Source organism: Variovorax sp. GW821-FHT09B01 (assembly GCF_059418345.1).
Map to the genome: position 1 here is coordinate 365,739 of NZ_JBWKPQ010000004.1, position 25,215 is coordinate 390,953.

The 25,215-nt window shown below is 70.5% G+C and carries 22 protein-coding genes; 17 read left to right on the forward strand and 5 right to left on the reverse strand.

Going from position 1 to position 25,215, the window contains the following annotated elements:
• The first annotated feature begins 5 nt into the window (after window positions 1–5).
• Both AC07RV_RS16195 and AC07RV_RS16200 read left to right on the forward strand, forming a co-directional pair.
• Window positions 6–2,111, forward strand: coding sequence for a two-component system sensor histidine kinase NtrB (locus AC07RV_RS16195; protein WP_296774928.1), 2,106 nt, complete (start codon window positions 6–8; stop codon window positions 2,109–2,111).
• 43 nt (window positions 2,112–2,154) lie between these two features.
• Window positions 2,155–2,781, forward strand: coding sequence for a response regulator transcription factor (locus AC07RV_RS16200; protein WP_093351399.1), 627 nt, complete (start codon window positions 2,155–2,157; stop codon window positions 2,779–2,781).
• A gap of 61 nt (window positions 2,782–2,842) precedes the next feature.
• On the opposite strand, the gene AC07RV_RS16205 is transcribed toward AC07RV_RS16200, so the two are convergent.
• The 3 genes from AC07RV_RS16205 to AC07RV_RS16215 form a co-directional block, all read right to left on the reverse strand.
• Window positions 2,843–3,415 (reverse strand): OmpA family protein, encoded by a 573-nt coding sequence (locus AC07RV_RS16205; RefSeq protein ID WP_093351397.1) that lies wholly within the window; start codon window positions 3,413–3,415, stop codon window positions 2,843–2,845.
• Between the two features lie 109 nt (window positions 3,416–3,524).
• Window positions 3,525–4,187, reverse strand: coding sequence for a YiaD family glycine zipper/OmpA-like lipoprotein (locus AC07RV_RS16210; protein ID WP_057597447.1), 663 nt, complete (start codon window positions 4,185–4,187; stop codon window positions 3,525–3,527).
• Window positions 4,188–4,383: 196 nt separating this feature from the next.
• Complete coding sequence (locus tag AC07RV_RS16215; protein WP_296774930.1) at window positions 4,384–4,545, reverse strand: hypothetical protein; 162 nt, start codon at window positions 4,543–4,545, stop codon at window positions 4,384–4,386.
• On the opposite strand from AC07RV_RS16215, the gene mltA reads away from it, so the two are divergent.
• The 3 genes from mltA (at window position 4,544) to AC07RV_RS16230 (ending at window position 10,431) form a co-directional block, all read left to right on the forward strand.
• Window positions 4,544–5,695 (forward strand): murein transglycosylase A, encoded by a 1,152-nt coding sequence (gene mltA, locus AC07RV_RS16220; protein WP_296774932.1) that lies wholly within the window; start codon window positions 4,544–4,546, stop codon window positions 5,693–5,695. The genes AC07RV_RS16215 and mltA overlap by 2 nt on opposite strands.
• Window positions 5,696–5,920: 225 nt before the next feature.
• On the forward strand, window positions 5,921–8,161 hold the full coding sequence (locus AC07RV_RS16225) for a PhoX family protein (RefSeq protein WP_296774935.1): 2,241 nt from the start codon (window positions 5,921–5,923) through the stop codon (window positions 8,159–8,161).
• A 224-nt stretch (window positions 8,162–8,385) separates the two neighbouring features.
• Entirely contained in the window at window positions 8,386–10,431 is a 2,046-nt protein-coding gene (locus AC07RV_RS16230) for a PhoX family protein (protein WP_296774937.1), read from the forward strand.
• Window positions 10,432–10,474: 43 nt separating this feature from the next.
• Here AC07RV_RS16230 and AC07RV_RS16235 read toward each other — a convergent pair whose 3' ends face one another.
• Window positions 10,475–10,948 (reverse strand): Lrp/AsnC family transcriptional regulator, encoded by a 474-nt coding sequence (locus tag AC07RV_RS16235; RefSeq protein ID WP_057595886.1) that lies wholly within the window; start codon window positions 10,946–10,948, stop codon window positions 10,475–10,477.
• Between the two features lie 105 nt (window positions 10,949–11,053).
• Between AC07RV_RS16235 and mdeB the strand changes: the two genes are divergently transcribed.
• The 12 genes from mdeB to AC07RV_RS16295 all read left to right on the forward strand — a co-directional run bounded on the left by mdeB (window position 11,054) and on the right by AC07RV_RS16295 (window position 24,550).
• Window positions 11,054–13,720: an alpha-ketoglutarate dehydrogenase gene (mdeB, locus tag AC07RV_RS16240; RefSeq protein WP_296774939.1), complete on the forward strand. Its 2,667-nt coding sequence runs from the start codon at window positions 11,054–11,056 to the stop codon at window positions 13,718–13,720.
• Window positions 13,721–13,811: 91 nt separating this feature from the next.
• Window positions 13,812–14,831, forward strand: coding sequence for a GlxA family transcriptional regulator (locus AC07RV_RS16245; RefSeq protein ID WP_296774941.1), 1,020 nt, complete (start codon window positions 13,812–13,814; stop codon window positions 14,829–14,831).
• A 3-nt stretch (window positions 14,832–14,834) separates the two neighbouring features.
• Window positions 14,835–16,007: an MFS transporter gene (locus AC07RV_RS16250; RefSeq protein ID WP_296774943.1), complete on the forward strand. Its 1,173-nt coding sequence runs from the start codon at window positions 14,835–14,837 to the stop codon at window positions 16,005–16,007.
• A gap of 42 nt (window positions 16,008–16,049) precedes the next feature.
• A complete protein-coding gene (locus AC07RV_RS16255) occupies window positions 16,050–16,859 on the forward strand; it encodes a FadR/GntR family transcriptional regulator (protein WP_296774945.1) in 810 nt (269 codons plus the stop codon).
• Window positions 16,860–16,941: 82 nt separating this feature from the next.
• Window positions 16,942–17,865 carry an L-threonate dehydrogenase gene (gene ltnD / locus AC07RV_RS16260; protein ID WP_296774947.1) on the forward strand — a complete coding sequence of 308 codons (924 nt, stop codon included), beginning with the start codon at window positions 16,942–16,944 and terminating at the stop codon, window positions 17,863–17,865.
• The gene (locus tag AC07RV_RS16265) at window positions 17,862–18,752 is read left to right on the forward strand and encodes an alpha/beta fold hydrolase (protein ID WP_472922536.1); all 891 of its coding nucleotides are present in this window, start codon (window positions 17,862–17,864) and stop codon (window positions 18,750–18,752) included. The genes ltnD and AC07RV_RS16265 overlap by 4 nt, the downstream gene beginning before the upstream one ends.
• 34 nt (window positions 18,753–18,786) lie before the next feature.
• A complete protein-coding gene (gene denD, locus AC07RV_RS16270) occupies window positions 18,787–19,800 on the forward strand; it encodes a D-erythronate dehydrogenase (RefSeq protein ID WP_296774950.1) in 1,014 nt (337 codons plus the stop codon).
• 3 nt (window positions 19,801–19,803) lie between these two features.
• Window positions 19,804–21,075: a 3-oxo-tetronate kinase gene (gene otnK / locus AC07RV_RS16275; protein ID WP_296774952.1), complete on the forward strand. Its 1,272-nt coding sequence runs from the start codon at window positions 19,804–19,806 to the stop codon at window positions 21,073–21,075.
• 285 nt (window positions 21,076–21,360) lie between these two features.
• A complete protein-coding gene (locus tag AC07RV_RS16280; protein ID WP_296774954.1) occupies window positions 21,361–22,035 on the forward strand; it encodes a class II aldolase/adducin family protein in 675 nt (224 codons plus the stop codon).
• Between the two features lie 45 nt (window positions 22,036–22,080).
• A complete protein-coding gene (gene otnI / locus AC07RV_RS16285) occupies window positions 22,081–22,899 on the forward strand; it encodes a 2-oxo-tetronate isomerase (RefSeq protein ID WP_296774957.1) in 819 nt (272 codons plus the stop codon).
• Window positions 22,881–24,089, forward strand: a complete 1,209-nt coding sequence (locus tag AC07RV_RS16290; RefSeq protein ID WP_296774960.1) for an amidohydrolase family protein — start codon at window positions 22,881–22,883, stop codon at window positions 24,087–24,089. Before otnI ends, AC07RV_RS16290 begins: the two co-directional genes overlap by 19 nt.
• Window positions 24,086–24,550: a RidA family protein gene (locus AC07RV_RS16295; protein ID WP_057595876.1), complete on the forward strand. Its 465-nt coding sequence runs from the start codon at window positions 24,086–24,088 to the stop codon at window positions 24,548–24,550. The genes AC07RV_RS16290 and AC07RV_RS16295 overlap by 4 nt, the downstream gene beginning before the upstream one ends.
• On the opposite strand, the gene AC07RV_RS16300 is transcribed toward AC07RV_RS16295, so the two are convergent.
• A complete protein-coding gene (locus AC07RV_RS16300; protein ID WP_296774963.1) occupies window positions 24,543–25,208 on the reverse strand; it encodes a TetR family transcriptional regulator C-terminal domain-containing protein in 666 nt (221 codons plus the stop codon). The genes AC07RV_RS16295 and AC07RV_RS16300 overlap by 8 nt on opposite strands.
• Window positions 25,209–25,215 lie beyond the last annotated feature (7 nt).

Genomic DNA, 25,215 nt, shown 5'->3' on the forward strand with positions numbered 1-25,215 from the left:
GCGCGATGGCGGTGGATGCGGCCGATCTCGCGGCGCCCGGCGCGCCGCCGGAGCCCGCCTATGCGCCGCCACCGCTGCCGGTGCCGCCCTACCGCCGCCTCGTCGTCGGCTTCGCGCGGCTGCGCTCGCTGTGGCAGCGCTGGTTCCTCTGGCTGCTGCTCGCGATCCTGGTGCTGGCGCTGCTGGTCACCGTGGTCTGGCTCGCGGGCAAGCACGAGGTCGAGCAGGTGCAGGCCGCGCTCGACCGCGACACCGCCGATGCCGTGACCGACCTGCGCAGCGGCTTGCAGCGCAATGCCCAGAGCCTGCGCGCCACGCAGGCGCCCGGCCCCGACCGTTCGCACTGGCCCGAGGCCGCGGCCGCGCTGCTGCGCGAGCACCGCGAGTGGCTGCGGCTCGAGTGGCGCGACGCGCGGCTGCGCACGCTCGACGCGGTCGATACGCCCTACCGGCTGCATGTGCTCGATCCCGCGAGCCGCACGGCCGAGCAGTCCGACGTCTCGCTGGCCTGCGCCGCCGCGCGCAAGCTCGGCACGCCGGCCTATTCGCCGAGCCATTACGTACCGCTGGGCGGCGGTGGCGGCATGGAGGTGATGGAGCTGTGCGTGCCGATGGACACCGGCGGCGGCTTCCTGGTGGCCAGCTACTCGCTGCGCGACACGCTGGCCGAACTGGTCGGCCCCACGCTCACGCGCGGCCAGGAGGTGGCCTTCACCGAGACCGACGGCACGCGCCTCGTGGCCATCGGCACCGCGCGCCGCGTCGGCACGCGCGTGTTCACCTCGCAGCAGCTGATCGACCTGCCCGGTGCCGCGCTGATGCTGCGCGTGGACGGCTGGCGTTCCGCGCCCGACCTGTTCCCGAACGTGCTGACCGCGCTGGTCACGGCGATCTCGATCGCGCTGGTGTCGGTGCTGGTGCTGCTGGCGCGCGACACGCGGCGGCGCCTGCGCGCCGAGCGCGACCTCGCCGATTCGCTGGCCTTCCGCAAGGCGATGGAGGACTCGGTCATCACCGGCCTGCGCGCGCGCGACCTGCAGGGCCGCATCACCTACGTCAACCCGGCCTTCTGCGAGATGGTGGGCTTCAGCGCCGAGGAACTGATGGCGCGCGAGGCCAACGACGCGCCCTACTGGCCGACCGAACTCGCGCACGAGTACCAGCAGCGCCAGGCGCGCCGGCTGGCCGGCGGCATGCCGCCGCGCGAGGGCTTTGAGTCGGTCTTCATGCGCAAGGACGGCACCCGCTTCCCGGTGCTGATCTTCGAGGCGCCGCTGCTCAACGCGCAGCGCGTGCAGACTGGCTGGATGAGCGCCTTCATCGACGTCAGCGAGCAGCGCCGCATCGAGGAGCTGTCGCGCGCCAGCCAGGAGCGGCTGCAGGCCAGCGCGCGGCTGGCCACCGTGGGCGAGATGGCTTCGCTGCTGAGCCACGAGCTCACGCAGCCGCTGGCCGCGATCGCCAGCTACGCCACCGGCTCGCTCAACATGCTCGGCCCCGATGCGCGCGGCGAACAGGGCGAGGTGGCGATGGCGGTGCGCCGCATCGCCGAGCAGGCCGACCGCGCGGGGCAGGTGATCCGCAGCGTGCACGACTTCGTGCGCCGGCGCGACCGTACGCGCGAGGCGGTCGCGCCGCAGGCGCTGATCGATGCCGTGCTGCCGCTGGTGCGGCTGCAGGCGCGCAAGCTCGGCGTGATCATCGAGGTGGTGCTCGAGGACCGGCTGCCGGCCGCGATGTGCGACCGCACGCTGGTCGAGCAGGTGCTGCTGAACCTCGCGCGCAATGCGATGCAGGCCATGGACACGGCCGACAACATCGGCAACCGCGTGCTGCGGCTGCGCGTGGCGCGCGCGGTGGCGGTCGGCGGCAGCGGCGTCGACGACGCGCGGCGCTGGCTCGAGTTCTCGGTGGCCGACCTCGGCAGCGGCATCGGCGAGGAGGTCGCCGCGCGCCTGTTCACGCCCTTCTTCACCACCCGCGCCGATGGCATGGGGCTCGGCCTGAGCCTGTGCCGTACCGTGGTCGAGCAGCATGGCGGCGCGCTGATGTTCGAGCCGAATCGGCCGCGCGGCACCGTGTTCCGGTTTACCCTCCCGGCCGCGGCCTGACGCCGTCGCCCCCGCCACCCTTTCGATTTCCTTCCCGACCGATATGCAACCGCTGATCGATGGCCTGATCTTCATCGTCGACGACGACGCCAGCGTGCGCGAGGCACTGGCCTGGCTGCTGCGTTCGCGCCGGCTCGCGAGCGAGCACTACGGCAGCGCCGAGGCCTTCGAGCAGCGCCTGGCCGAAGGCCCGCTGCCCGAGCAGCCGCTGTGCCTGCTGCTCGACGTGCGCATGCCCGGCACCAGCGGGCTGGTGCTGTTCGACCGGCTGGTCGAGCGCGGCCTGCTCACGGCCCTGCCCGTGATCTTCCTGACCGGCCATGCCGACGTGCCGACCGCGGTCGATGCGGTCAAGCGCGGCGCCTTCGACTTCTGCGAGAAGCCCTTCTCGGACAACGCGCTGGTCGACCGCATCGAGCAGGCGCTGCTGCTGTCGCAGGACGCGCTCGAGGCGCGCCGCGCGCGCCGCGGGCTGTCAGACCGCATCGCCGAGCTGACCGAGCGCGAGCGCGACGTGATGCGGCTCGTGATCGAGGGGCTGCCGAACAAGCTGATCGCCGACCAGCTCGCGATCAGCGTGCGCACGGTGGAGGTCCATCGCGCGCGCGTGTTCGACAAGATGGAAGTGAAGTCGGCGGTCGAGCTCGCGAACAAGCTGCGGGGGCTCTGATCCGCGCGTAAAAAAGCCCTCCGCGAAGGGAGGGCTGGCGATGCGCCGGTCGGGCCGGTGCTCAGGCCTTCTCGGCCACGAACAGTTCGACGCGGCGGTTCTGCGCGCGGCCGGCCACGGTGCCGTTGTCGGCCACCGGCTCGCGCGAGCCTCGGCCGTCGGTGGTGATGGCGGTGGTCGACACGCCGCGGCCCACCAGGTGGTTGCGCACGCTGTCGGCGCGGCTCACCGAGAGGCGCTCGTTGCCTTCCTCGCTGCCGGTGTTGTCGGTGTGGCCGATCACGCGCACGCTGGCGGCGGTGGCGCTCTTCAGGCCGTCGGCGACCTTGTCGAGCACCTGCGCGAGGTTGCGCTTCACGTTGGCGCGGCCGGTGTCGAACGACAGCTCGTTCGGGATCACGAGGTGCAGCTGGTTGTCGGCCGTCTGCTCGATCACCACGCCGGTGCCCTTGGTGGCGGTTTCCAGGTCGGTCTTCAACGTGGCCAGCCGCGCGGTCCAGCTGTTGCCGGCGGGGGCCTCGGTCTTGGCGGCGGGCGCGGCCCCGTCGGCCGGTGGCGTCGACGATTGCGAAGCGCAACCGGCGACGAACAACAGCACGGCCGCGGCCGCGCTCGAAACAACGAGCTTCCTCATGAATATTCCCTCGGGTGAACCATTGGACAAGACGTGGATGTGGGTGCCGGTGGTCCGGCACGCCTGCCTTCCCTGCGGGTGATCGGCCGCCTCGGCGGCCGACCGGGGGTCAGCCGCGCGGTCCGCGCTCGCCGACGTAGATCTCGACGCGGCGGTTCTGCGCCCGGCCCGCGTCGCTGTTGTTGTCGGCGATCGGCTCGTGCGAGCCGCGGCCCTCGATGCGGAAGATGGCCGCGTTCACGCCGCGCGCCACCAGGTAGTCGCGCGTGCTCGCGGCACGGTCGACCGACAGCGGGTTGTTGATGGCGTCGGAGCCGGTGCTGTCGGTGTGGCCGATGATGCGCACCTCGGCGGCCGGGTTGTTGCGCAGGCCGCTGGCGAACTGGTCGAGCACCGGCGCGAAGTTGGGCTTGATGTTCGAGCGGCCCACGTCGAAGGAGACGTCGCTCGGGATCGCGAGCTTGAGCTCGTTGTTGGGGGTTTGCGTGACGGCCACGCCGGTGCCCTGCGTGGCGGCTTCCATCTGGCGCTTCTGCGCTTCCATGCGCTGCGACCACAGGTAGCCGCCGAGCGCGCCGGCCGCCGCGCCGACCACGGCACCGGTGCCGATCGCCCCGCGGTTGCCGCCGGTGGCCGAGCCGATGACGGCGCCGCCCAGGGCGCCAGCGCCCGCGCCGATGGCGGTGTTGCGCTGCGTGTCGGACATGCCGCCGCCTGCGCAGCCCGCGAGAACGATGGCGAGCGAGGTGGTGGCGAGTACGAGTTTCTTCATGGCGATCCCTTTCGAGGTTGATTCAAAGCGGGCACAGCTTAGCCTTGCGGCGGCTGAGATGGTACGGCTTCCGAGGCCTCTCTGAAACACCGAAAGCCGTGATAGAGCCCGTGATTGCTCGATCGGTTGCTACCAAAGTAATAGCCAGAAGGGCGTTCTCCGACAGTGCGCGTCGACCCGGGACTGCACGAGCAATTCACGGATGCGGCGGCGGGTCTTGTTCGTCCTTCGCGTCCCTCGCCCCGGGCTCGTCCTCCTCGTGCAACTCGCCCTTCTTGCGGCCCGAGAACATGGTCCACCAGACGATGCCGATGAACAGGAGTCCGGCCGCGAGGGCTTCAAGCAAAATCAAACCCATGAGAAATGGACTCCAGTGGCTGGTTGGGCTCGCGATCGTAGCAACGCTGGCCGGCTGCTCCGTCGGGCCGCGCGTGCCCGACATCCCCGCCCGCCCCCCCGTCGTGCAGCCGCCGCGCGACCTCGGCCCCCTCACCGGATCGATGGCCCATCCCAAGAGCCGCTGGGTGCCCGTGGGCTGGGCCGAGCTGCCGGGCTTCGGCGATGACCCGCTGCACGAGGCCTGGATCGCGCTGGTGGCGAACTGCTCGCGGCCCAACGCCGCCTTCGCGCCGCTGTGCCGCGAGGTGCGCCAGCTCGCCATCGCGACCCTCGACGAGCAGCGCCAGTGGATGACCCAGCGGCTGCAGCCCTACCGCGTCGAGTCGCTGGCCGGTTCGAGCGAGGGCAAGCTCACCAGCTACTACGAGCCGGTGTACGAGGCCTCGCGCGTACCGACCGCGCAGTTCAACGTGCCGCTCTACCAGGTGCCCGCGGGCTTCGTGCCGCGCCGTCCCTGGTACACGCGCCAGGAGATCGAGACCCTGCCCGAGGCCCAGGCCGCGCTGCGCGGCCGCGAGATCGCCTGGATGGCCGACCCCATCGACGCGCTGATGCTGCACATCCAGGGCTCGGGCCGGCTGCGCCTGACCGAGCCCGACGGCTCGCAGCGCACCGTGCGCATGGCCTTCGCCGGCACCAACGAGCAGCCCTACCGCAGCGTGCAGCAGTGGCTGATGTCGCAGGGCGTGAGCCGGGTCAGCCGCTGGCCCGACGACACCAAGGCCTGGGTGGCGCAGAACCCGCAGCGCGTGTCGCAACTGCTGTGGAGCAACCCGCGCTACGTGTTCTTCCGCGAGGAGGACCTGAACGAGGTCGACGCGGCCTTCGGCCCGCGCGGCGCCCAGGGCGTGCCGCTGACCGCGGGCCGCTCGATCGCGGTCGACCGCGAGAGCATTCCCTACGGCACGCCGGTGTGGCTGGCCTCGGCCGGCCCGTCCGCGCAGCTGCAGAAGCTGGTGGTGGCGCAGGACACCGGCAGCGCCATCGTCGGCGCGGTGCGCGCCGACTATTTCGCGGGCACCGGCGCCGATGCCGGGCGCTTCGCGGCGAGCATGAACCAGTCGCTGCGCCTGTGGGCGCTGTGGCCGAAGCAGCTGCCGCCGCCTTGAATCCGCGCGGGGCTCGATGCCTCGTCCATTCATCGGGGGCTCGAAGCCCCCTTTTTTTCGTCCGCATCTGGATGCCGGGAGCCGTCGCATGGCGGCATCGTGACAACCACAAAAACACAGGTCGAATGAACCTGAACGGAAGCTGACCAATTCACGGAACTGTCATTCGTTCTGCCTAACTTCGCGGGCTGGTTACTTTTCCAACCCACGAGAAAGACAGCGCGCATGACCGCACCTACCCGCGACGACCCTTCGTACGATCTCGACGACGTCGGCACCAATCCCAGCAAGAACCCGTCGTTCAACGACCTGATCGCTTCGCGCCTGAGCCGCCGCCATCTGTTCGGCCTGGGCGTCGGCACCGCCGGCACCGCGCTGCTGCAGGCCTGCGGCGGTGGTGGCGGCGGCGGTGGGTTCCTGCCCATCGTCCCGCCCCCGCCCGCGCCGGCACCCCCGCCGCCCGCGCCCCCGGCACCGCTGAAGCTCAACTTCAACCCCGTGGCCAAGAGCCTGGCCGACGTGGTCACCGTGCCCGCCGGCTACACCGCCAGCGTGCTCTTCCGCCTGGGCGACCCGATCGCCGCCGGCGTGGCCGCGTACAAGAACGATGGCACCGACGATCCGGCCACCTACGACCGCCGCGCCGGCGACCACCACGACGGCATGACCTTCTTCGGCATGAACGGTTCGAACAAGTGGGACGCCGCCAACGCGACGCGCGGCCTGCTGGTGATGAACCATGAAGCGATCACGCCGCTGTTCCTGCATCCCAATGGCCAGACCGTGGTCGGCGGCGTGCGCACGGTGGCCGACGAAGTCAAGCGCGAGTTCTACCTGCACGGCGTGAGCGTGATCGAGGTCAACAAGAGCGGCAACAGCTGGAGCTACAAGCAGGACTCGAGCTTCAACCGCCGCGTCCACACGCTGACCGAGATGACTTTCTCGGGCCCGGCCGCCAAGACCGACTACCTGAAGACCAAGTTCTCGACCGACGGCAGCAAGACCCGCGGCACGCTCAACAACTGCGCCAACGGCACCACGCCGTGGGGCACCTACCTGACCTGCGAGGAGAACTGGGCCGGCTACTTCCGCCGTGTCGCCGCCACCGACGATGCCAAGCGCAGCGCCAAGGAACTCAAGTCCTTCAGCCGCTACGGCGTCGCCAGCACCGGCCGCGAACTCTGGGCCACCGTCACGCCCGACACCGCCGACAACCAGTACGGCCGCTGGAACACCGAGGTGCTCGGCGCCAGCGCCATCGCCGACTACCGCAACGGCCACAACACCTATGGCTGGGTGGTCGAGATCGACCCCTTCAACCCCTCGAGCACGCCGAAGAAGCGCACCGCGCTCGGCCGCTTCGGCCACGAAGGCGCCTGCCTCGGCCCAGTCGTGGTCGGCAAGCCGCTGGTCTGGTACATGGGCGACGACTCGCGCAACGAGTACATCTACAAGTTCGTCTCGACGAAGAACTGGGACGCGGCCGACGTCGGTGGCGGCATGGCCGCCGGCGACAAGTACATGGACGACGGCCGCCTCTACGTGGCCCGCTTCGATGCCGACGGCACCGGCAAGTGGCTCGAGCTCAAGCTCGGCGTCAACGGCATCACCTCGAGCAACACCAACTACGCCTTCGCCGACGCGGCCGACGTGGTGATCAATGCCCGCCTGGCCGCCGATTCCGCCGGCGCGACCAAGATGGACCGTCCCGAGTGGACCGCCGTGAATCCGAAGAACGGCGACGTCTACGTGACGCTGACCAACACCAACGACAGCGCACGCCCCATCGGCCAGACCAACGGCCCCAATCCGCGCTTCTACAACGACATCAAGAACAACACGCAGAACCAGAAGGGCAACCCCAACGGCCACATCGTGCGTTTCGCCGACGACAACGCCGACCCGGCGGCGCTGAGCTTCAAGTGGGACGTCTACCTGTTCGGCGCGCGCTCCACCGCCCCGGTCGACGTCAATGTGTCGCAGCTCTCGGCCGACAACGACTTCTCGAGCCCCGACGGCATGTGGTTCAGCCACGCCGCCCCGGGCCTGCTGTGGCTGCAGACCGACGACGGTGCCTACACCGACGTCACCAACTGCATGCTGCTGGCGGCATTGCCGGGCAAGCTCGGCGATGGCGGCGCGAAGGTGATCACCAACACCGACGACGCGACCCCTCCCACCACGCGCACGCAGAACACCTTCGTGGGCAAGGCGCCCGGCACCGACGGCCTGCGCCGCTTCCTGGTGGGACCGAAGGACTGCGAGCTGACCGGCATCGCCGAGTCGGGCGATGGCCGCGCGCTGTTTGTGAACATCCAGCACCCGGGCGAGACGCCGCCGCCGAACAACACCGGCACCACGGACCCGACCAAGTACGGCAGCCACTGGCCGCAGGGCGGCACCGCCCGCCCGCGCTCGGCCACGCTGGTGATCACCAAGGACGACGGCGGCCTGATCGGCCTCTGAAACCCCGTGCCGCGGACCGGCCTCGCCGGTCCGCGGATGGGGCTCCCGAGTGGGAGTGACACGCGGATGTCATCACATCCGCGTGCGCGGTGTCATGGCCTTGTCATGTGCGATGCACGTCGTCGTCACAGTAGTTAACTAAGGTTCGCGACTGACCGGCAGCGGAGAGAAACAGAGGCTGCACGGTCATCCCACGACACCCCACGACAACTCGGGAGAAATCCATGTCCGATTCCACCAAGGCGCAGTCCGGCGCCTCGCGCCGCCACGCCCTCAAGCTGCTGAGCGCAGCACCGATGCTGCCGCTCGGCGGCGTTGCCTTCCTGACCGCCTGCGGCGGTGGCGGAGGCGGCAACGGCTTCCTGCCCATCGTTCCTCCGGCACCCGCGCCTGCACCAGCACCGGCTCCGGCCGCGCAGTTCAAGTCCGCCGAATTCACCGGCATGGCCGCGCCCACGCTGGCCGACCCGGCCGCCATGGCCACCACCACGGTCGGCTCCACGCTCAAGATCTCGTTCGACAACGGCAGCTCGACCGAATACCGCCTCGCCTACCAGCCCTTCTTCCTGACCGGCGACCTCGTGCCGGACGGCAAGGGCGGCCGGATCCTGGCCGGCGGCTACTACGACATCAAGAACCAGCCGATCCTCGACAAATCGGTGCCGATCAACACGCGCCAGTTCTATTCCGACAGCCCCGACGGCACCTCGCTGCTGACCGTGCCGAATGCCAAGGTCGACGGCGTCAAGGGCAAGCCGGTGTTCGCCGTGGTCCAGTTCGAATACACCACGCGCGACCTCGCCGGCGGCAACACCTACGGCACGCTGCCCTCGCCGATCGCGGTGCTCACGCTCGACCAGGACCAGACCACCGGCAAGCTCAGCCTGGTGAAGTACCACAACGTCGACATGTCGAGCGCGCACGGCCTGTGGATCACCTGCGGCGCGAGCCTCTCGCCCTGGGGTACCCACCTGTCGAGCGAGGAGTACGAGCCCGACGCTGCCAGCATCTCCACCAACACGATGTTCAAGGCCTACAGCAAGAACGTGTTCGGCGACGAGACCACGGCCAACCCCTACCACTACGGTCACTTGCCCGAAATCACCGTCAATGCCGACGGCACCGGCAGCGTGAAGAAGCACTACTGCCTGGGCCGCATCTCGCACGAGCTGATCCAGGTCATGCCCGACCAGCGCACCGCCATCATGGGCGACGACTACACCAACGGCGGCTTCTTCATGTTCGTGGCCGACAAGGAGAAGGACCTCTCGGCCGGCACGCTCTACGTCGCCAGGTACGACGCGGGCTACTCGATCGACCCGGCCGCCGCCGCCACGAAGATGTCGTGGATCAAGCTCGGCCACGCCACCAGCGCCGAGATCGAAGCCCTGGCCAACACGCTCAAGGCCTCTGACATCCTCGACGTGGTGTACGCCCTGCAGAACGGCAGCAACGACGCCACGCCGCTGACCCCGGCGACGCCGGTCGACGCCAGCTACACGCTGATGTACTGCGACGGCAAGGCCAACTGGGTTCGTCTGAAGCCGGGCATGGAGAAGGCCGCCGCCTTCCTCGAGACCCACCGCTACGCCAACCTCAAGGGCGCGAGCATGGCCTTCACCAAGATGGAAGGCACGACCGTCAACATCAAGGACAAGGTCGCCTACTCGGCACTGCAGAACATCCAGGACTCGATGGTCAGCGGCGGCAAGGGCTGGACCGCCGCCACCAACATCGCGCTGCCGAAGAAGCTCAGCGCGGGTGGCGTGATGGCCCACAACCTCGCGGGCGGCCAGAAGGACGGCGATGGCGCCGCGATCGTCAGCGAATGGGTGCCGACCCAGACCCGCGCGCTGATCGTGGGCGAGGACATCGCGTCCGACCCGCTGGGCAACACCTCGAACCCGGACATCATCGGCAACCCCGACAACCTGAAGTTCTCCGAGAAGATGCGCACGCTGTTCATCGGCGAGGACAGCAGCAGCCACGTCAACAACTTCCTGTGGGCGTACAACATCGACACCAAGAAGCTGGCGCGCATCATGTCGATCCCCGCGGGCGGCGAGTCGACCGGCCTGCATGCCGTGGACGAGATCAACGGCTGGACCTACATCATGAGCAACTTCCAGCACCCGGGCGACTGGGGCGGCATCCACTCGAAGGTCCAGGCCACGCTCGATCCGTACGTGCGCGCGAACTACAAGGAACGCTACGCGGCGGCCGTCGGCTACCTCACGGCCGACCCGATCCAGCTGAAGCTCTCGAAGTAAGCAAGGTCCGAAGCCGGGTGCTCCACCCGGCTTGCAGACCGACTCAGGACGGCGCTGTCGGCAACGGCAGCGCCGTCTTGTATCGCACCTGCTTGAGCGCAAAGCTCGAGCGGATCTTCTCGATCCCCGGGATCGGCGTGAGCTGCTCGAGGATGAATTTTTCGAGCGCCGCCATGTCCGCCACCGCGATGCGGATCAGGTAGTCGCTGTCGCCGGTCATCAGGTAGCACTCCATCACCTCGTCGTGCTCGGCGATGCGCTGCTCGAAGTCGGCCAGCGACTGCTTGCTCTGCGTCGTGAGGCTGATCGAGATGAACACGTTGAGGCCCAGGCCCAGCGCCTTGGCGCTCGCGAGCGCCACGTAGCGGTCGATCACGCCCTCGGTCTCGAGCAGCTTCACGCGCGCGAGGCAGGGCGAGGGCGACAGGTGCACGCGGCGTGCGAGTTCCACGTTCGACAACGCGCCGTCGCGCTGCAATTCGTCGAGGATGCGCAGGTCGATGGCGTCGAGTTGCATGAAATGCCGTGATCTGAAGGATTGGCGGAATTTTATGCTGGCGAGCAGTCAAGCTGCGGGCTGCAGCAGTAGCCAATTCTTTTCATGGCGGCTTAAAGTGCCGGCATGAACGCCCCGATTTCCGCCGACCAGATCCGTGCCCTGCTGCTCGACGAGGCAGCGCTGTCGCACGACCCCGATCCCGCCGAGACCGCCGAATGGCGCGAGTCCTTCCTCGCGCTGGCGCAGGTCCATGGCCCGCAGCGCGCGCGCCAGATGCTCGACGAACTGGCGCGGCTCGCGCGCCAGCAGCGCATCGGCTGGCAGCCGGAGCTGTCGACGCCATACGTCAATACCATCGCGGCCGAGGACCAGCCGCCGTTCCCGGGCGACCTCGCCGTCGAGGAGAAGCTGGCCTCGCTGATGCGCTGGAACGCGCTCGCGATGGTGGCCAAGGCCAACCAGGCCTACGGCGAGCTCGGCGGCCACATCGCGAGCTATGCGAGCGCGGCCGACCTGTTCGAGACCGGCTTCAACCATTTCTTCCATGCGCGCAGCGCGGCCCATGGCGGCGACCTCGTGTTCTTCCAGCCGCACAGCGCGCCGGGCGTCTATGCACGCGCCTACCTCGAGGGGCGCCTGAGCGAAGGCGACCTTGCGCACTACCGCCAGGAACTCACGGCGCCCGCCTTCGTCGACGGCAGCGGCGCGCGCGGCCTGTGCAGCTACCCGCATCCCTACCTGATGCCGGACTTCTGGCAGTTCCCCACCGGCTCGATGGGCATCGGCCCGATCAGCTCGATCTACCACGCGCGCTTCATGCGCTATCTCTCGCACCGCAACCTGCTGAACTGCGAGGGTCGCAAGGTCTGGGGCGTGTTCGGCGACGGCGAGATGGACGAGCCCGAATCGATGAGCGCGCTGACCCTGGCCGCGCGCGAGAAGCTCGACAACCTCGTGTGGGTGGTCAACTGCAACCTGCAGCGCCTCGACGGCCCGGTGCGCGGCAACGGCCGCATCATCGACGAGCTCGAGAAGCTGTTCGCGGGCGCCGGCTGGAACGTGATCAAGCTGGTCTGGGGCAGCGACTGGGACGGCCTGTTCGCGCGCGACACCAGCGGTGCGCTGGCGCGCGCCTTCGCCGCCACCGTCGACGGCCAGATGCAGACCTTCGCGGCCAAGGACGGCCGCTTCAACCGCGACAACTTCTTCGGCCAGAACCCCGAGCTCGCGCGCCTGGCCGAGGGCATGACCGACGAGCAGATCGACCGCCTCAAGCGTGGCGGCCACGACCTCGTGAAGATCCATGCCGCCTATGCCGCGGCGGCCGCCCACAAGGGCCGGCCCACCGTGATCCTGGCCCACACCAAGAAGGGCTACGGCATGGGCAGCGCGGCCCAGGGCAAGATGACCACGCACTCGCACAAGAAGATGGGCGAGGTCGACCTGATCGAGTTCCGCGACCGCTTCGACCTGCCGCTGAGCGACGCGCAGGCGGCCGCCATGGACTTCTACCGCCCGGCCGAGGACAGCGCCGAGATGCGCTACCTGCGCCAGCACCGCGAGGCGCTCGGCGGCGCCATGCCGCGCCGCGAAACCGCCTGCGAGCCCGTGGCCAAGCCCGACCTCGCGAACTACGCGCAGTTCGCGGTCGCGGCCGCCGGCAAGGAGATGAGCACCACCATGGCCTTCGTGCGCCTGCTGGGCAACCTGCTCAAGGACAAGGCGCTGGGCCCGCGCATCGTGCCGATCGTGGCCGACGAGGCGCGCACCTTCGGCATGGCGAACCTGTTCAAGCAGGTCGGCATCTATTCGAGCGTGGGCCAGCGCTACGCGCCCGAGGACATCGGCTCGGTGCTGAGCTACCGCGAGGCCACCGACGGCCAGATCCTCGAGGAAGGCATCAGCGAGGCCGGCGCCATCGCGAGCTGGACCGCCGCGGCCACCAGCTACAGCGTGCACGGCCTGGCGATGCTGCCGTTCTACATCTACTACTCGATGTTCGGCTTCCAGCGCGTGGGCGACGCGATCTGGGCCGCAGCCGACCAGCGCGCGCGCGGCTTCCTGCTCGGCGCCACCTCGGGGCGCACCACGCTCGGCGGCGAGGGCCTGCAGCACCAGGACGGCAGCAGCCACCTCGTGGCCGCCACCATTCCCAACTGCAAGGCCTACGACCCGGCCTACGCGGGCGAGATGGCGGTGATCGTCGACGCGGGCATCCGCGAGATGATGGTCGAGCAGCAGGACGTGTTCTATTACGTCACGCTGATGAACGAGAACTACGCGCAGCCCGACGTGCCCGCGGGCGCCGAGGCCGACATCCTGCGCGGCTGCTACCGCTTCGGCACTTACGCGCCGGCCTCGGGCAAGGCGAAGAAGAAGGTCACGCTGATGGGTTCGGGCGCGATCCTCACCGAGGTCGTGAAGGCCGCGCAGCTGCTGGCCGACGAGGGCATCGAGGCCGAGGTGTTCAGCGTCACGAGCTGGAGCGAGCTCGCGCGCGACGGCCTGGCCTGCGAGCAGCGCGCCATCGCTGGCGAGGACGCGGGCGAGCAGGCGGGCGAATCCTTCGTCGCACGCCAGCTCGGCCAGGGCAAGGCGCCGATCGTCGCCGCCACCGACTACGTGCGCGCCGTGCCCGAGAGCATCCGCGCCTTCCTGCCCATGGGCCGCCGCTACCTCACGCTGGGCACCGATGGCTTCGGCCGCAGCGACACGCGCGCCGCGCTGCGCGGCTTCTTCGGCGTCGACGCGCAGAGCATCGCGAAGGCCGCGCGGCACGCGCTGGGCTGATCCCGCCACACCGGCCGGCCACGCCGGAAGTGGCCGGATCCGTGGGGTCGTTGTCGTTGCGGCCAAGCGCGGCGCGCATGACACTGCCCGCATGCAAACACCGCGCGCCATCGCCTGCACGATCTACCCCGATGTCCAGGTGCTGGACGTCACCGGTCCGCTGCAGGTGTTCGCCTCGGCCAACGTCGAGCTGCAGCGCCAGGGCCGACCGGCCGGCTATTCGCTGCACCTGCTGGCCGACGCGGTGGGGCCGGTGGCCTGCTCGGCCGGCTTCTCGCTGCTGGCCGAGGCCGCGCGCGAGGACCAGGACCCGGCGCGCTTCGACACCGTGCTCGTGCCCGGCGGCTGGGGCGCCGAAGCCCAGTTGCGCAACGCGCCGCTGCTGGCCTGGCTGCAGCGCGCCGAGCCGCGCGTGCGCCGGCTCGGCTCGGTCTGCTCGGGCGCGCTGATCCTCGCGCAGGCCGGCCTGCTCGATGGCCGCCTCGCCACCACCCACTGGGACAGCGTCGAGGCGCTGCGCACGCGCCATCCCGCGGTCGAGGTGGCGGCCGACCGGCTCCACACCTACGACCCGAGCGGCCGCGAGGGCGACGGCCATGTCTTTACCTCGGCCGGCGTCACTACCGGCATCGATCTCGCGCTGGCGCTGGTCGAGCACGACCTCGGCCGCGCGATCGCGCTGGCGGTGGCGCGCCGGCTCGTGATGTTCCTGCGCCGGCCCGGCGGGCAGGCGCAGTTCAGCCGCTTCCTCGCGCCCGAGGCCACGCATGCGCCGCGGCTGTCGTCGCTGCTCGAATGGATCCCGGGCCAGCTCGCGGGCGACCTCTCGCTCGAGGTGCTGGCCGAGCGCGCCTGCATGCCGCCGCGCACCCTGAGCCGCGTGTTCCGGCGCGAGCTCGGCATGACGCCCGGCCACTACGTCGAGCGCGTGCGCGTCGAGGCCGCCTCGGCCTTGCTGGCCCATGCGCAGACCTCGGTGTCGACCGTGGCGCGGCTGTGCGGCTTCGGCCATCCCGAGACACTGCGGCGCAGCTTCCACAAGCACCTGGCCGTGAGTCCGCAGGCCTTCGCCGAGCGCTTCGGCGCGGGCGCGCCGCGCGCCGGGGGCTGAACGATGCAGCTGCTGCGCAACCCCGCGATCCGGCTGCTGTTCCTCGGCCAGGCGCTCTACTGGTCGTGCTCGATCATCGGCATCACGCTGACCTCGGTCGCGGGCCTGCGGCTCGCGCCCTGGCCCGCGCTGGCCACCCTGCCGCTCGCGCTGCTGGTGCTCGGCAACCTCGCGGCCGTGTCGCCGCTGTCGATGTTCATGCAGCGGCGCGGCCGCCGCCGCGGCCTGATGGGCGGCGCGCTGCTCGGCGTGGTGGGCGGGCTGGTCTGCGCGACGGGCCTGGGGCTCGGCAGCTTCGCGGTGTTCTGCCTCGGCGCCGCCTGCATCGGCGGCTACCAGGCCTCGGCCGGCTTCTACCGCTATGCCGCGCTCGAGGCCGTCGAGCCGCGCCACAAGGGCCGCGCCGCCGCGCTGGTGGTCGGCGGCGGCGTCTGCGCGGCGGTGTTCGCGCCCGCCATCGCGGTCTGGACGCGCAATGCACTGCCCGTGCCCTTCGCGGGCGCCTACCTCGCGATCGCGGTGCTCGCGCTGTGCGGCGTGGTCGCCATGTCGAGGCTGCGCGAAGGCGCCGCGCCGCCGGCCGTGGCGCGCGGCTGGGCCCAGATGCGCGCGCTGCTCGCGCGGCCGATGCTGCGCGCCGCCATCCTCATGACCGCCATCGGCCACGGCCTCATGGTGCTGGCGATGAACGCGACCCCGCTCGCGATGGACTTCTGCGGCTTCTCCGCCGCCGCGGCCGCGCAGGTGATCCAGTGGCACGTGCTCGGCATGTTCGCGCCGGCCTTCTTCGCCGGCGCGCTGGTCGACCGCTGGGGCAGCCGCCGCGTCGCGATGCTGGGCTCGGCGATCCTCGCGACCAGCGCCGCGGTCGCGCTCTCGGGCCAGGACTTCGCGCACTTCCTCGCGAGCTCGCTGCTGCTGGGCCTGGGCTGGAACCTGATGCTGATCGCCGGCACCACGCTGCTGGCCGAGGCCCATGCCGAGCACGAGCGCGGACCCGCACAGGCGCTGATGGAACTCAGCAACGGCACCACGGCCGTGCTGATGTCCTTCGGCTCGGGCGCGCTGCTCGCGGGCGTGGGCTGGACCGCGATCAACCTCGCGATGCTGCCGCTGCTGGCGTTTGCGTTGACGCTGTTGTGGCTCAACGCGCGGCCGGTGGTCGAACGCGCCTAGGAGGAACGGCATGGGGGCCTGCGTTAGAGTCGCAGCCCATTCATGACCGCCCGCTTCCAATCGCTCGCCCCCGCCGTCCGCCTGGCCGACCAGGTGGCCGATGCGCTGGCGGCCGAGGTGCGCAGCGGGCGCTTGTCCGAGGGCGACCGGCTGCCGACCGAGTCCGCGCTGGCCGAGCAGTTCGGTGTCAGCCGCACGGTGGTGCGCGAGGCGGTGTCGCGGCTCAAGTCGCTCGGGCTGGTCGACTCGCGCCAGGGCAGCGGCGTGTATGTGCGCGCGGCCGGGGTCGAGCCGTTGCGCTTCGAGATGCCGCACGTGGCCTCGCGCGAGGCGGTGATCCAGATAGTCGAGCTGCGCCGCGCGCTCGAGGCCGAGGTGGCGGCGCTGGCGGCCGAGCGCCGCACGGCCGAGGACGTGCGGCGCATCCGCGACGCGATCGCGGCGCTGCATGCGGCCGTGGCCGTGGGCGGCAACGGCGCCGAGGAGGACGTGCGCTTCCACCGCGCCATCGCCGAGGCGGCGCGCAACCCGTTCCTGATCGGCACCCTGCAGTACCTGCGGCAGTTCCTGCACGGCGCCACCCGCGTCACGCGTGCCAACGAGGCGCGCCGCGCCGACTTCGCGCGCGAGGTGGCGCAGGAGCATGCGCGCATCGTCGAGGCGATCGAGGCCGGCGATGCGCTGCGCGCGCGCGAGGCCGCCAAGACCCACATGGACAACGCGATCCGCCGCATCGAGCAGGCCGACCCGGCCTTCTGGCAGCAGGAGGGCGCGCAGCTCGCGCGGCCGCTGGTCGAGGGGCTGCAGGAGAGCGGCGCGGCCGGCAAGGGGCGGCGCAAGAAGGCCTCCTGAGGGGCGGGCCGGAATTCGGTGCGAGACAAAGTCATCTCAAATTTGTATGATGACCTGACAAATCATCCAGCTCCTTCCTTCCATGACCACTTCCTCCCCTCCCGTCGTCGGCCTCGTGGGCCTGGGCGCCATGGGCGCCGGCATGGCGCAATCGCTGCGCCGCGCGGGCCATGCGCCGCACGTGTTCGACCTGCGCCGCGAGGCCGCGCAGGCCTTCGCGCGCGACGGCGGCACCGCCTGCGACACGCTGGCCGCGCTCGGTGCCGCCAGCGACATCGTGATCTCGGTCGTCGTGAACGCGCAGCAGACCGAGGCGGTGCTGTTCGGCGACGCCGGCACGCCGGGCTGCGCGGCTTCGATGAAGCCCGGCAGCCTGTTCGTGATGTGCTCGACGGTCGACCCGAACTGGTCGGTGGCGCTCGAGGCGCGGCTCGCGAAGCTCGGCCTGCTCTACCTCGACGCGCCGATCTCGGGTGGCGCCGCCAAGGCCGCGAGCGGCCAGATGACGATGATGACCGCCGGCACGCCCGCGGCCTACGCCAGGGCCGGCGGCGTGCTCGACGCGATGGCCGCCAAGGTCTACCGGCTCGGCGACAGCGCGGGCGCGGGCAGCAAGGTGAAGGTCATCAACCAGCTGCTGGCCGGCGTGCACATCGCGGCCGCGGCCGAGGCCATGGCGCTGGGCCTGCGCGAGGGCGTGGACCCGGCCGCGCTCTACGAGGTCATCACCCACAGCGCGGGCAACAGCTGGATGTTCGAGAACCGCATGGCGCACGTGCTCGCGGGCGACTACACGCCGCTGTCGGCGGTCGACATCTTCGTGAAGGACCTGGGCCTGGTGCTCGACGTGGCGCGCGCGAGCAAGTTTCCGCTGCCGCTGTCGTCGACCGCGCACCAGATGTTCATGCAGGCCTCGACCGCGGGTCATGCGCGCGAGGACGACAGCGCGGTGATCAAGATCTTCCCGGGCATCGAACTGCCGGCCGCGAAAGGAAATGCCTCGTGAGCGAACACAGGACCGTCGACACGCCGCTGCTGCGCATCGGCTACGAGGAATGGAACGCCGCCGGCGCCGCCACCGTGGTGCTGGTGCACGGCTGGCCCGACAGCCCGCGCGGCTGGCATGGCGTGGCCGCGCGCCTGGCCGCCGCCGGCTGGCGCGTGCTGCTGCCCGCGCTGCGCGGCTTCGCGCCCACGCGCTTCCTGCATGCGGACACGCCGCGCAGCGGCCAGCTCTCGGCGCTGGGCCGCGACCTGCTCGACTTCATCGATGCGCTGGGGCTCGAGCGCCCCGCGCTGGTCGGCCACGACTGGGGCGCCCGCGCGGTGGCCAATGCCTGCGGGCTGCGCCCCGGCGTGGCGAGCGCGCTGGCGCTGCTGTCGGTGGGCTACGGCACCAACGCGCCGGGCCAGCCGATGCCGCTCGAGCAGGCGCGCAACTACTGGTACCACTGGTACATGGCCACGCCGCGCGGCGAGCGCACGGTGCACGACGACCGTCTCGCCTTCACGCGCATGATGTGGCGCACCTGGGGCCCGCCCGGCTGGTACGACGAGGCCGAGTTCGACATCACGGCCGCTGCCTTCGAGGGCGAGGACTGGGCCCGCGTGGTGGTGCATTCGTACCGCCATCGCTGGGGCTACGCGCCCGGCGATCCGCACTACGCGGCCGACGACGCGGCGCTCGATCCCGCGCCCGTGCTGTCGGTGCCCACGCTGGTGCTGCACGGCGCGGCCGATGCGTGCAATCATCCGGACAGCTCGGCGGGCAAGGAGCGCTTCTTCAGCGGCCCCTACCGCCGCGAGCTGCTGGACGGCGTGGGCCACTTCCCGCAGCGCGAGGCGCCCGAGGCGGTGGCCGATGCGCTGCTGCGCTTCCTGCCGGCCCTCTGACCCACTTGCGAACGACCACCGAGACAAGACGACCATGAACATCCTCATCACCGGCGGCTGCGGCTTCCTCGGCGCGCGCCTCGCGCGCACGCTGCTCGCCCAGGGACCGCTGGCACTGGCCGGCGCCGCGCCGCAACCCATCGAACGCATCGTGCTGGCCGACCGCGTGGCGCCGCCGGCCGACCTCGCGGCCGACGCGCGCGTGCAGTTCCTGCAGGGCGACCTGCTCGAGCAGGCGCAGAGCGGCACGCTGCCGATCGCGGGCAGCCAGCTCGTGTTCCACCTGGCGGCCGCCGTCAGCGGCGAATGCGAGGCCGACTTCGACCTCGGCATGCGCAGCAACCTCGACACCACGCGCGCGCTGCTCGAGGCCGCGCGCCGCGCGGGCCATGCGCCGGTGTTCGTGTTCTCGAGCTCGGTCGCGGTGTTCGGCGATTCGCCCGAGCAGCGGCTGCCGGCGCTGATCGAGGACACGACGCTGCCCACGCCGCAGAACAGCTACGGCATCCAGAAGTTCGTCGGCGAGCAACTGGTGGCCGACTTCACGCGCAAGGGCTTCGTGCAGGGCCGCAACGTGCGGCTGATGACGGTGTCGGTGCGTCCCGGCCGGCCCAACGGTGCGGCCTCGAGCTTCCTCAGCGGCATGCTGCGCGAACCGCTGGCCGGCGAGCGCGCGCGCTGCCCGGTCGCGCCCGACACGCCGGTGGCGCTGGCCTCGCCCGGCAACACCATCGCGGGCATCGTGCGCGCGGCCACGGCCAGCGGCACCGAGTGGGGTGCACGCACAGCGGTCAACCTGCCCGCGCTGACCACCACCGTGCGCGAGATGGCGCAGGCGCTCGAGCGCATCGCGGGCACCGAGGCAACGAGCCTGATCGACTGGGAACCCGACGCGGCGATCGCGAAGATCGTCACGAGCTGGCCCAGCCGCGTGCATGCGGCGCGTGCCGAGGCGCTGGGCCTGAAGGCCGACGCCAGCTTCGATGCGATCCTGCGCGACTACGTGCGCGAGAACCCGCAGGCGGTCAAGCTCGCGGTGAAGGGCTGAGCGATGGCGAAGCTGCTGCTCGGCTGCATCGCCGACGATTTCACCGGCGCCACCGACCTCGCCAACAACCTGGTGCGCGCGGGCATGCGCGTGGTGCAGACGATCGGCGTGCCCGAGGGCCCGCTCGCGGCCGAGGTGGATGCGGTGGTGGTCGCGCTCAAGTCGCGCACCATCGCGCCGGCCGAGGCCAGCGCGCAGTCGCTCGAGGCGCTGCGCTGGCTGCAGGCGCAGGGCGCGCAACAAATCTACTTCAAGTACTGCTCGACCTTCGACAGCACGCCGCAGGGCAACATCGGCCCGGTGACCGAGGCGCTGATGGAGGCGCTGGGCTGCGACTTCACCATCGCCACGCCGGCCTTTCCCGACAACAAGCGCACGGTGTTCAAGGGCTACCTGTTCGCGGGCGAGGTGCTGCTCAACGAGAGCGGCATGCAGAACCATCCGCTGACGCCGATGACCGACCCGAACCTGGTGCGGGTGCTGCAGGCGCAGTGCCGGCGCAAGGTGGGGCTGATCGATCACGCGGTGGTGGCGCGCGGCGCGCAAGCCATCGAAGCGCGCATCGCGCAGCTGAAGGCCGAGGGCGTGTCGATCGCGATCGTCGACGCGGTGTCGAACGACGACCTGCTGCGCATGGGCCCGGCGCTCGCGAAGCTGCCGCTGGTCACCGCGGGCTCGGGCGTCGCCATCGGCCTGCCGGCCAACTTCGGGCTCGCACCCTCATCGCAGGCCAGCGCGTTGCCGAAGGCCGGCGGCCGCACGGCAGTGGTGTCGGGCAGTTGCTCGCTCGCCACCAACCGGCAGGTGCTCGACTTCATCGGGCGTGGCGGCGCGGCATTGGCCATCGATCCGCTGCGCATCGCGGCCGGTGTCGACGTCGCGGCCGAGACGCTGGCCTGGGCCACGCCGCTGATCGACAAGGGACCGGTGCTCGTCTACTCCACGGCTGAAGCCGGTGCCGTGAAGTCGGTACAAGGCCAACTGGGCGTGGAAGAGGCCGGCGCGATGGTCGAGCGCACCATCGCGGCGATCGCGCGCGGGCTGGTCGAGCGTGGTGTGCGCCAGCTCGTGGTGGCGGGCGGCGAAACCTCCGGGGCCTGTGTGCAGGCGCTCGGCATCGCGCAATTGCAGATCGGGCCGCAGATCGATCCGGGGGTGCCGTGGTGTCATGCGCGTTCCTCGTTGGCGCCGGACACTGGGGTGCATATCGCCTTGAAGTCGGGGAACTTTGGGGGGGATGATTTCTTTACCAAGGCGTTTGCGGTGTTGGGGTGATGCCTAGAGGGTTGAAAGGTCGGAGCGGGCGTGCGCCGATGGGGTACTCCCCTCCGCGAATGTCCCCCGCCTTCGGCTCCTCCTTAATTTCGCTGCGGGGAGTACCCCATCGACGCACGCCAGACGCGCAGCGTCTGATCGGCCGGCACAACCCGAGCGCCTCCGTGCACAGGGCAGTGGGTGCTTCCCGCAGCGAAATAAAGGAGGAGGCCGAAGGCCGGGGGACATTCGCGGAGGGAAGTACCCGCTGTCCTGTGCACGCGCCCCGAACAAACAGCAAAAACCATGACCGAAACAGAAGCAAGAGAAGAAATCTGCCGCACGGCAAAAAGCCTGTTCGACCGAGGCTACGTCCACGCCACGGCCGGCAACATCAGCGTGCGCCTGGAAGACGGTGGCTTCCTCATCACCCCGACCGATGCCTGCCTGGGTTTCCTCGACCCCGCGCGGCTCGCGAGGCTCGACGCGCAAGGTCAGCAGATCAGTGGTGACCGTGCCAGCAAGACCATCGCGCTGCACATGCGCATCTACGAAGCAGCGAGAGCTTTCGATGCCGATACCGCCTGCGTGATCCACACCCACAGCAGCCATTGCGTCGCACTCACCTTGAGCGGAGCCAGCGACGAACTGCTGCCCGCCCTCACGCCTTACTTCGTGATGAAGGTCGGCCACGTGCCGCGCATCCACTACCACCGCCCGGGCGCGCCCGAAGCGGCGGCCGAGGTCGCGCAGGTCATCGCGCAGCGCGGCGCGGCCGGCGTGCCGATCCGCGCCGTGATGCTCGACCGCCTCGGCCCCAACGTGTGGCACGACACCCCCGCCGCCGCGATGGCCGTGCTCGAGGAACTCGAGGAGACCGCCAGGCTCCACCTCATGACGCGCGACCATGCCACGCCACCCGCACCGCTGTCGCCCGAACAGATCGCCGAACTGCGCGTCACCTTCGGCGCGCGCTGGTGAATCCGTTCGAGACCACAATCGCCAGAACCTACAAGAGACAACGCCATGCCACGCTTCGCCGCCAACCTCTCGATGCTCTATCCCGAGCTGGACTTCCTCGATCGCTTCGATGCCGCCGCGAAGGACGGCTTCGAGGCCGTCGAGTACCTGTTTCCCTATGCCTTCTCCAAGGAGGACATCGTCGCGCGCCTCCGGCACAACGGCCTGCAACAGGTGCTCTTCAACGGCCCGCCCGGCAACTGGGAGGGCGGAGAACGCGGCCTGGCCTGCCTGCCGGGGCGCGATGCCGAGTTCCGTGAAGGCATTGCCAAGGCCATCGACTACGCGGTCGCGCTCGACTGCCCGCGCATCCACGTCATGGCCGGGCTGGTGCCCGAGGGCCTCACGGCCGATGCCGTGCAGCAGGTATACGTCGACAACCTGCGCTGGGCCGCCGAGGAGGCCGCGAAGGCCGGGCGCGACGTGCTGATCGAGCCGATCAACACGCGCGACATCCCGCGCTTCTTCCTCAACCGCCAGGACCATGCGCACGCCATCGTCGAGAGCATCGGCGCGCCCAACCTCAAGGTGCAGATGGACCTCTACCACTGCCAGATCGTCGAAGGCGACGTCGCGATGAAGCTGCGCCAGTACCTGCCCACCGGCCGCGTCGGCCACATCCAGATCGCCGGCGTGCCCGAGCGCCACGAGCCCGACATCGGCGAGCAGAACTATCCCTACCTGTTCCAGGTGATCGACGAGGTGTCGGCGCAATCCGGCTGGCAGGGCTGGGTCGGCTGCGAATACCGGCCGCGGCGCGGCAGCGAACCCGGCGGCACCTCGGCCGGCCTGGGCTGGCTGCGCGCGTGGCGCGAGGCGCAGTGAAGCTCGAGGCGCTGCGCATCCCGAAGCTGCTGCGCGGCTTCGCGTCGGAGGCCGAGCTGTTCGACCTGGTGCTGGACGGCGACCGCGTGGCCTCGGTCGCGCCGAGCGCGCGGCAGGATTCGGCGCGCGGCATCGTGCTGAGCGCCTGCGTCGACGCGCATGCGCACATCGACAAGAACTACACCGTGCAGGACGTGGGCGCGGCGCAGGGCAACCTGTTCGCGGCCATCGAGCGCATGAACGGCCACCGTGCCGGCTGGACCGCCGAATCGCTGCGCCCGCGCATGGAACGCGCGCTCGAGGACGCCTGGCGCAGCGGCACGCGCGCGCTGCGCACCCACCTCGACTGGGTGCAGCCCGAGGCGCCAGTCTCGCTCGCGGTGTTCGAATCGCTGCGCGAAGCCTGGCGCGGCCGCGTCGAGCTGCAGTTCGTCTCGCTCACCCCGCTCGACCTGTTCGCCGATGCCGAGGCCGGCGAGCGCATCGCGCGCGAGGTGGCGCGCGCGGGCGGTTCGCTCGGCGCCTTCGTCTACCGCAACGAGGCCCTGCTGCCCAAGCTCGATCGCGTGTTCGAGCTCGCGCACAAGCACGGGCTGTCGCTCGACTTCCATGTCGACGAGGGCCTCGATGCCGACGCCAGCGGCCTGCGTGCCATCGCGCAGCTGGTGCGCGCGCGCGGCTTCGCGGGCCGCGTGGTCTGCGGCCATGCCTGCTCGCTCTCGGTGCAGGACGATGCCGTGGCGCACGAAACCCTGGCACTGTGCGCGGGCGCGGGCCTGCACCTGGTCGCGCTGCCCACCACCAACCTCTACCTGCAGGGCGCCTGGGACCGCACGCCGGTGCCGCGCGGCATCACGCGCATCCGCGAGGCGGCGGCACGCGGCTTGCGTGCGAGCCTGGCCACGGACAACGTGCAGGACGCCTTCTATCCCTACGGCAGCTACGACCTCGTCGAGACCTTCGGCCTCGGCGTGCAGGTGGCGCACCTCGCGCCGGCGCTCGACTGGATCGACAGCATCACGCTCGCGCCGGCGCAGGCGCTCGGGCTGGCCTGGGACGGTCGCATCGCCGCGGGTTGTCCGGCCGACCTGGTGGTGCTGGCCGCCACCGACGAACACGAACTCATCGACCCGCGCGGCCGCCGCCGCAGCGTCATCCGCGCGGGCCGGATCCTGGAGCACACCGCATGAGCATGGGCAAGCCGATGGCCAACTATGCCGCCGCCAAGCGCGTCGGCGATTTCGTCTACATGAGCGGCGTGGTCGCCGTCGACCCGGCCACGCGCCGCGCGGTCGCCGGCTACGACGCCATTCCCGAGGCCGGGCGCAGCGCGCTGCAGGGCCTGGGCTACGCCACCGGCCAGATGTCGGTCGACGTGTTCGAGGCGCCGATCGTGGCGCAGAGCTGGTTCGTGCTCGAGCGCATCCGCCAGATCGCGGCCGAGCACGGCGGCACCATGGAGGACGTGGTGAAGCTGGTGCAGTACTTCCGCCACCTGCCGCACTACGCCTTCTACAACCGCGTGCGCGGCCTGTTCTACCCGGGCGAGCCGCCGGTCAGCACGGTGGTCGAGGTGTCGCGCTTCCTGCCGGGCGACGAGGTGCTGGTGGAGGTCGAGGCCACCATGTACCTGCCGGTGCGCGCTACCTGACGCCCGCGCCCTTGAACAGGAACGCCGTCACCTGTTCGACCAGGTAATCGCGGTCCTGCGCGTCGCCGTGCTGCGCGGTGTTGCGGAAGTACGCGGCCTGCGTGGCGTGGTCGGCATAGAACTGCGTCACGGCCCAGATGTGGAACAGCACCAGCATCGGGTCGGCCTCGTCCATCAGCCCCTGGTCCATCCAGTTGCGGATCACGGCGGCCGCCTGGTCGGTGCGCTGCTTGCTCGTGTCCATCAGGCTGTTGAGCACCGGCGCGCCGCGCAGCATCTCGGCCGTGAAGATGCGCGAGCGCAGCGGGTGCTCGAACGAGAACGCCATCTTGCGGCGGATCAGGTCGCCGAGCACCTTGCGCGGGCCCAGGGCCTCGTCGTCGAAGCCGAAGACCACGATCCAGTCGGTGAGGATGTCCTGCAGGATCTGCCGGTACAGCGCTTCCTTGCTGTCGATGTAGTAGTGCAGCTGCGCCTTCGAGAGCCCGGCCTTGTCGGCGATTGCCTGCGTCGAGGCGCCGGCCAGGCCCTCGCTCGCGAACACCTCGATCGCGGCCTGGTTGATCACGCCGAGCACCTGCGCGTACTTGCGCGAGCGCCCGCGCGTGGCGGGGCCCTCGGCGTCCTCGGCGGTGTCGACGGCGGTGGTCCTGGCCATGCGCGGT

Excerpts from the sequence above, each read along its gene's own strand:
- AC07RV_RS16200 (WP_093351399.1), top strand. The coding sequence starts at position 2,155 with ATGCAACCGCTGATCGATGGCCTGATCTTCATCGTCGACGACGACGCC.
- AC07RV_RS16215 (WP_296774930.1), bottom strand. The coding sequence starts at position 4,545 with ATGGGTTTGATTTTGCTTGAAGCCCTCGCGGCCGGACTCCTGTTCATC.
- AC07RV_RS16225 (WP_296774935.1), top strand. The coding sequence starts at position 5,921 with ATGACCGCACCTACCCGCGACGACCCTTCGTACGATCTCGACGACGTC.
- AC07RV_RS16280 (WP_296774954.1), top strand. The coding sequence starts at position 21,361 with ATGACCGAAACAGAAGCAAGAGAAGAAATCTGCCGCACGGCAAAAAGC.
- AC07RV_RS16195 (WP_296774928.1), top strand. The coding sequence starts at position 6 with ATGGCGGTGGATGCGGCCGATCTCGCGGCGCCCGGCGCGCCGCCGGAG.
- AC07RV_RS16250 (WP_296774943.1), top strand. The coding sequence starts at position 14,835 with ATGCAGCTGCTGCGCAACCCCGCGATCCGGCTGCTGTTCCTCGGCCAG.
- denD (WP_296774950.1), top strand. The coding sequence starts at position 18,787 with ATGAACATCCTCATCACCGGCGGCTGCGGCTTCCTCGGCGCGCGCCTC.
- AC07RV_RS16245 (WP_296774941.1), top strand. The coding sequence starts at position 13,812 with ATGCAAACACCGCGCGCCATCGCCTGCACGATCTACCCCGATGTCCAG.
- AC07RV_RS16205 (WP_093351397.1), bottom strand. The coding sequence starts at position 3,415 with ATGAGGAAGCTCGTTGTTTCGAGCGCGGCCGCGGCCGTGCTGTTGTTC.
- AC07RV_RS16300 (WP_296774963.1), bottom strand. The coding sequence starts at position 25,208 with ATGGCCAGGACCACCGCCGTCGACACCGCCGAGGACGCCGAGGGCCCC.
- AC07RV_RS16210 (WP_057597447.1), bottom strand. The coding sequence starts at position 4,187 with ATGAAGAAACTCGTACTCGCCACCACCTCGCTCGCCATCGTTCTCGCG.
- otnI (WP_296774957.1), top strand. The coding sequence starts at position 22,081 with ATGCCACGCTTCGCCGCCAACCTCTCGATGCTCTATCCCGAGCTGGAC.
- otnK (WP_296774952.1), top strand. The coding sequence starts at position 19,804 with ATGGCGAAGCTGCTGCTCGGCTGCATCGCCGACGATTTCACCGGCGCC.
- AC07RV_RS16255 (WP_296774945.1), top strand. The coding sequence starts at position 16,050 with ATGACCGCCCGCTTCCAATCGCTCGCCCCCGCCGTCCGCCTGGCCGAC.
- AC07RV_RS16235 (WP_057595886.1), bottom strand. The coding sequence starts at position 10,948 with ATGCAACTCGACGCCATCGACCTGCGCATCCTCGACGAATTGCAGCGC.
- AC07RV_RS16230 (WP_296774937.1), top strand. The coding sequence starts at position 8,386 with ATGTCCGATTCCACCAAGGCGCAGTCCGGCGCCTCGCGCCGCCACGCC.
- mltA (WP_296774932.1), top strand. The coding sequence starts at position 4,544 with ATGAGAAATGGACTCCAGTGGCTGGTTGGGCTCGCGATCGTAGCAACG.
- mdeB (WP_296774939.1), top strand. The coding sequence starts at position 11,054 with ATGAACGCCCCGATTTCCGCCGACCAGATCCGTGCCCTGCTGCTCGAC.
- AC07RV_RS16295 (WP_057595876.1), top strand. The coding sequence starts at position 24,086 with ATGAGCATGGGCAAGCCGATGGCCAACTATGCCGCCGCCAAGCGCGTC.
- ltnD (WP_296774947.1), top strand. The coding sequence starts at position 16,942 with ATGACCACTTCCTCCCCTCCCGTCGTCGGCCTCGTGGGCCTGGGCGCC.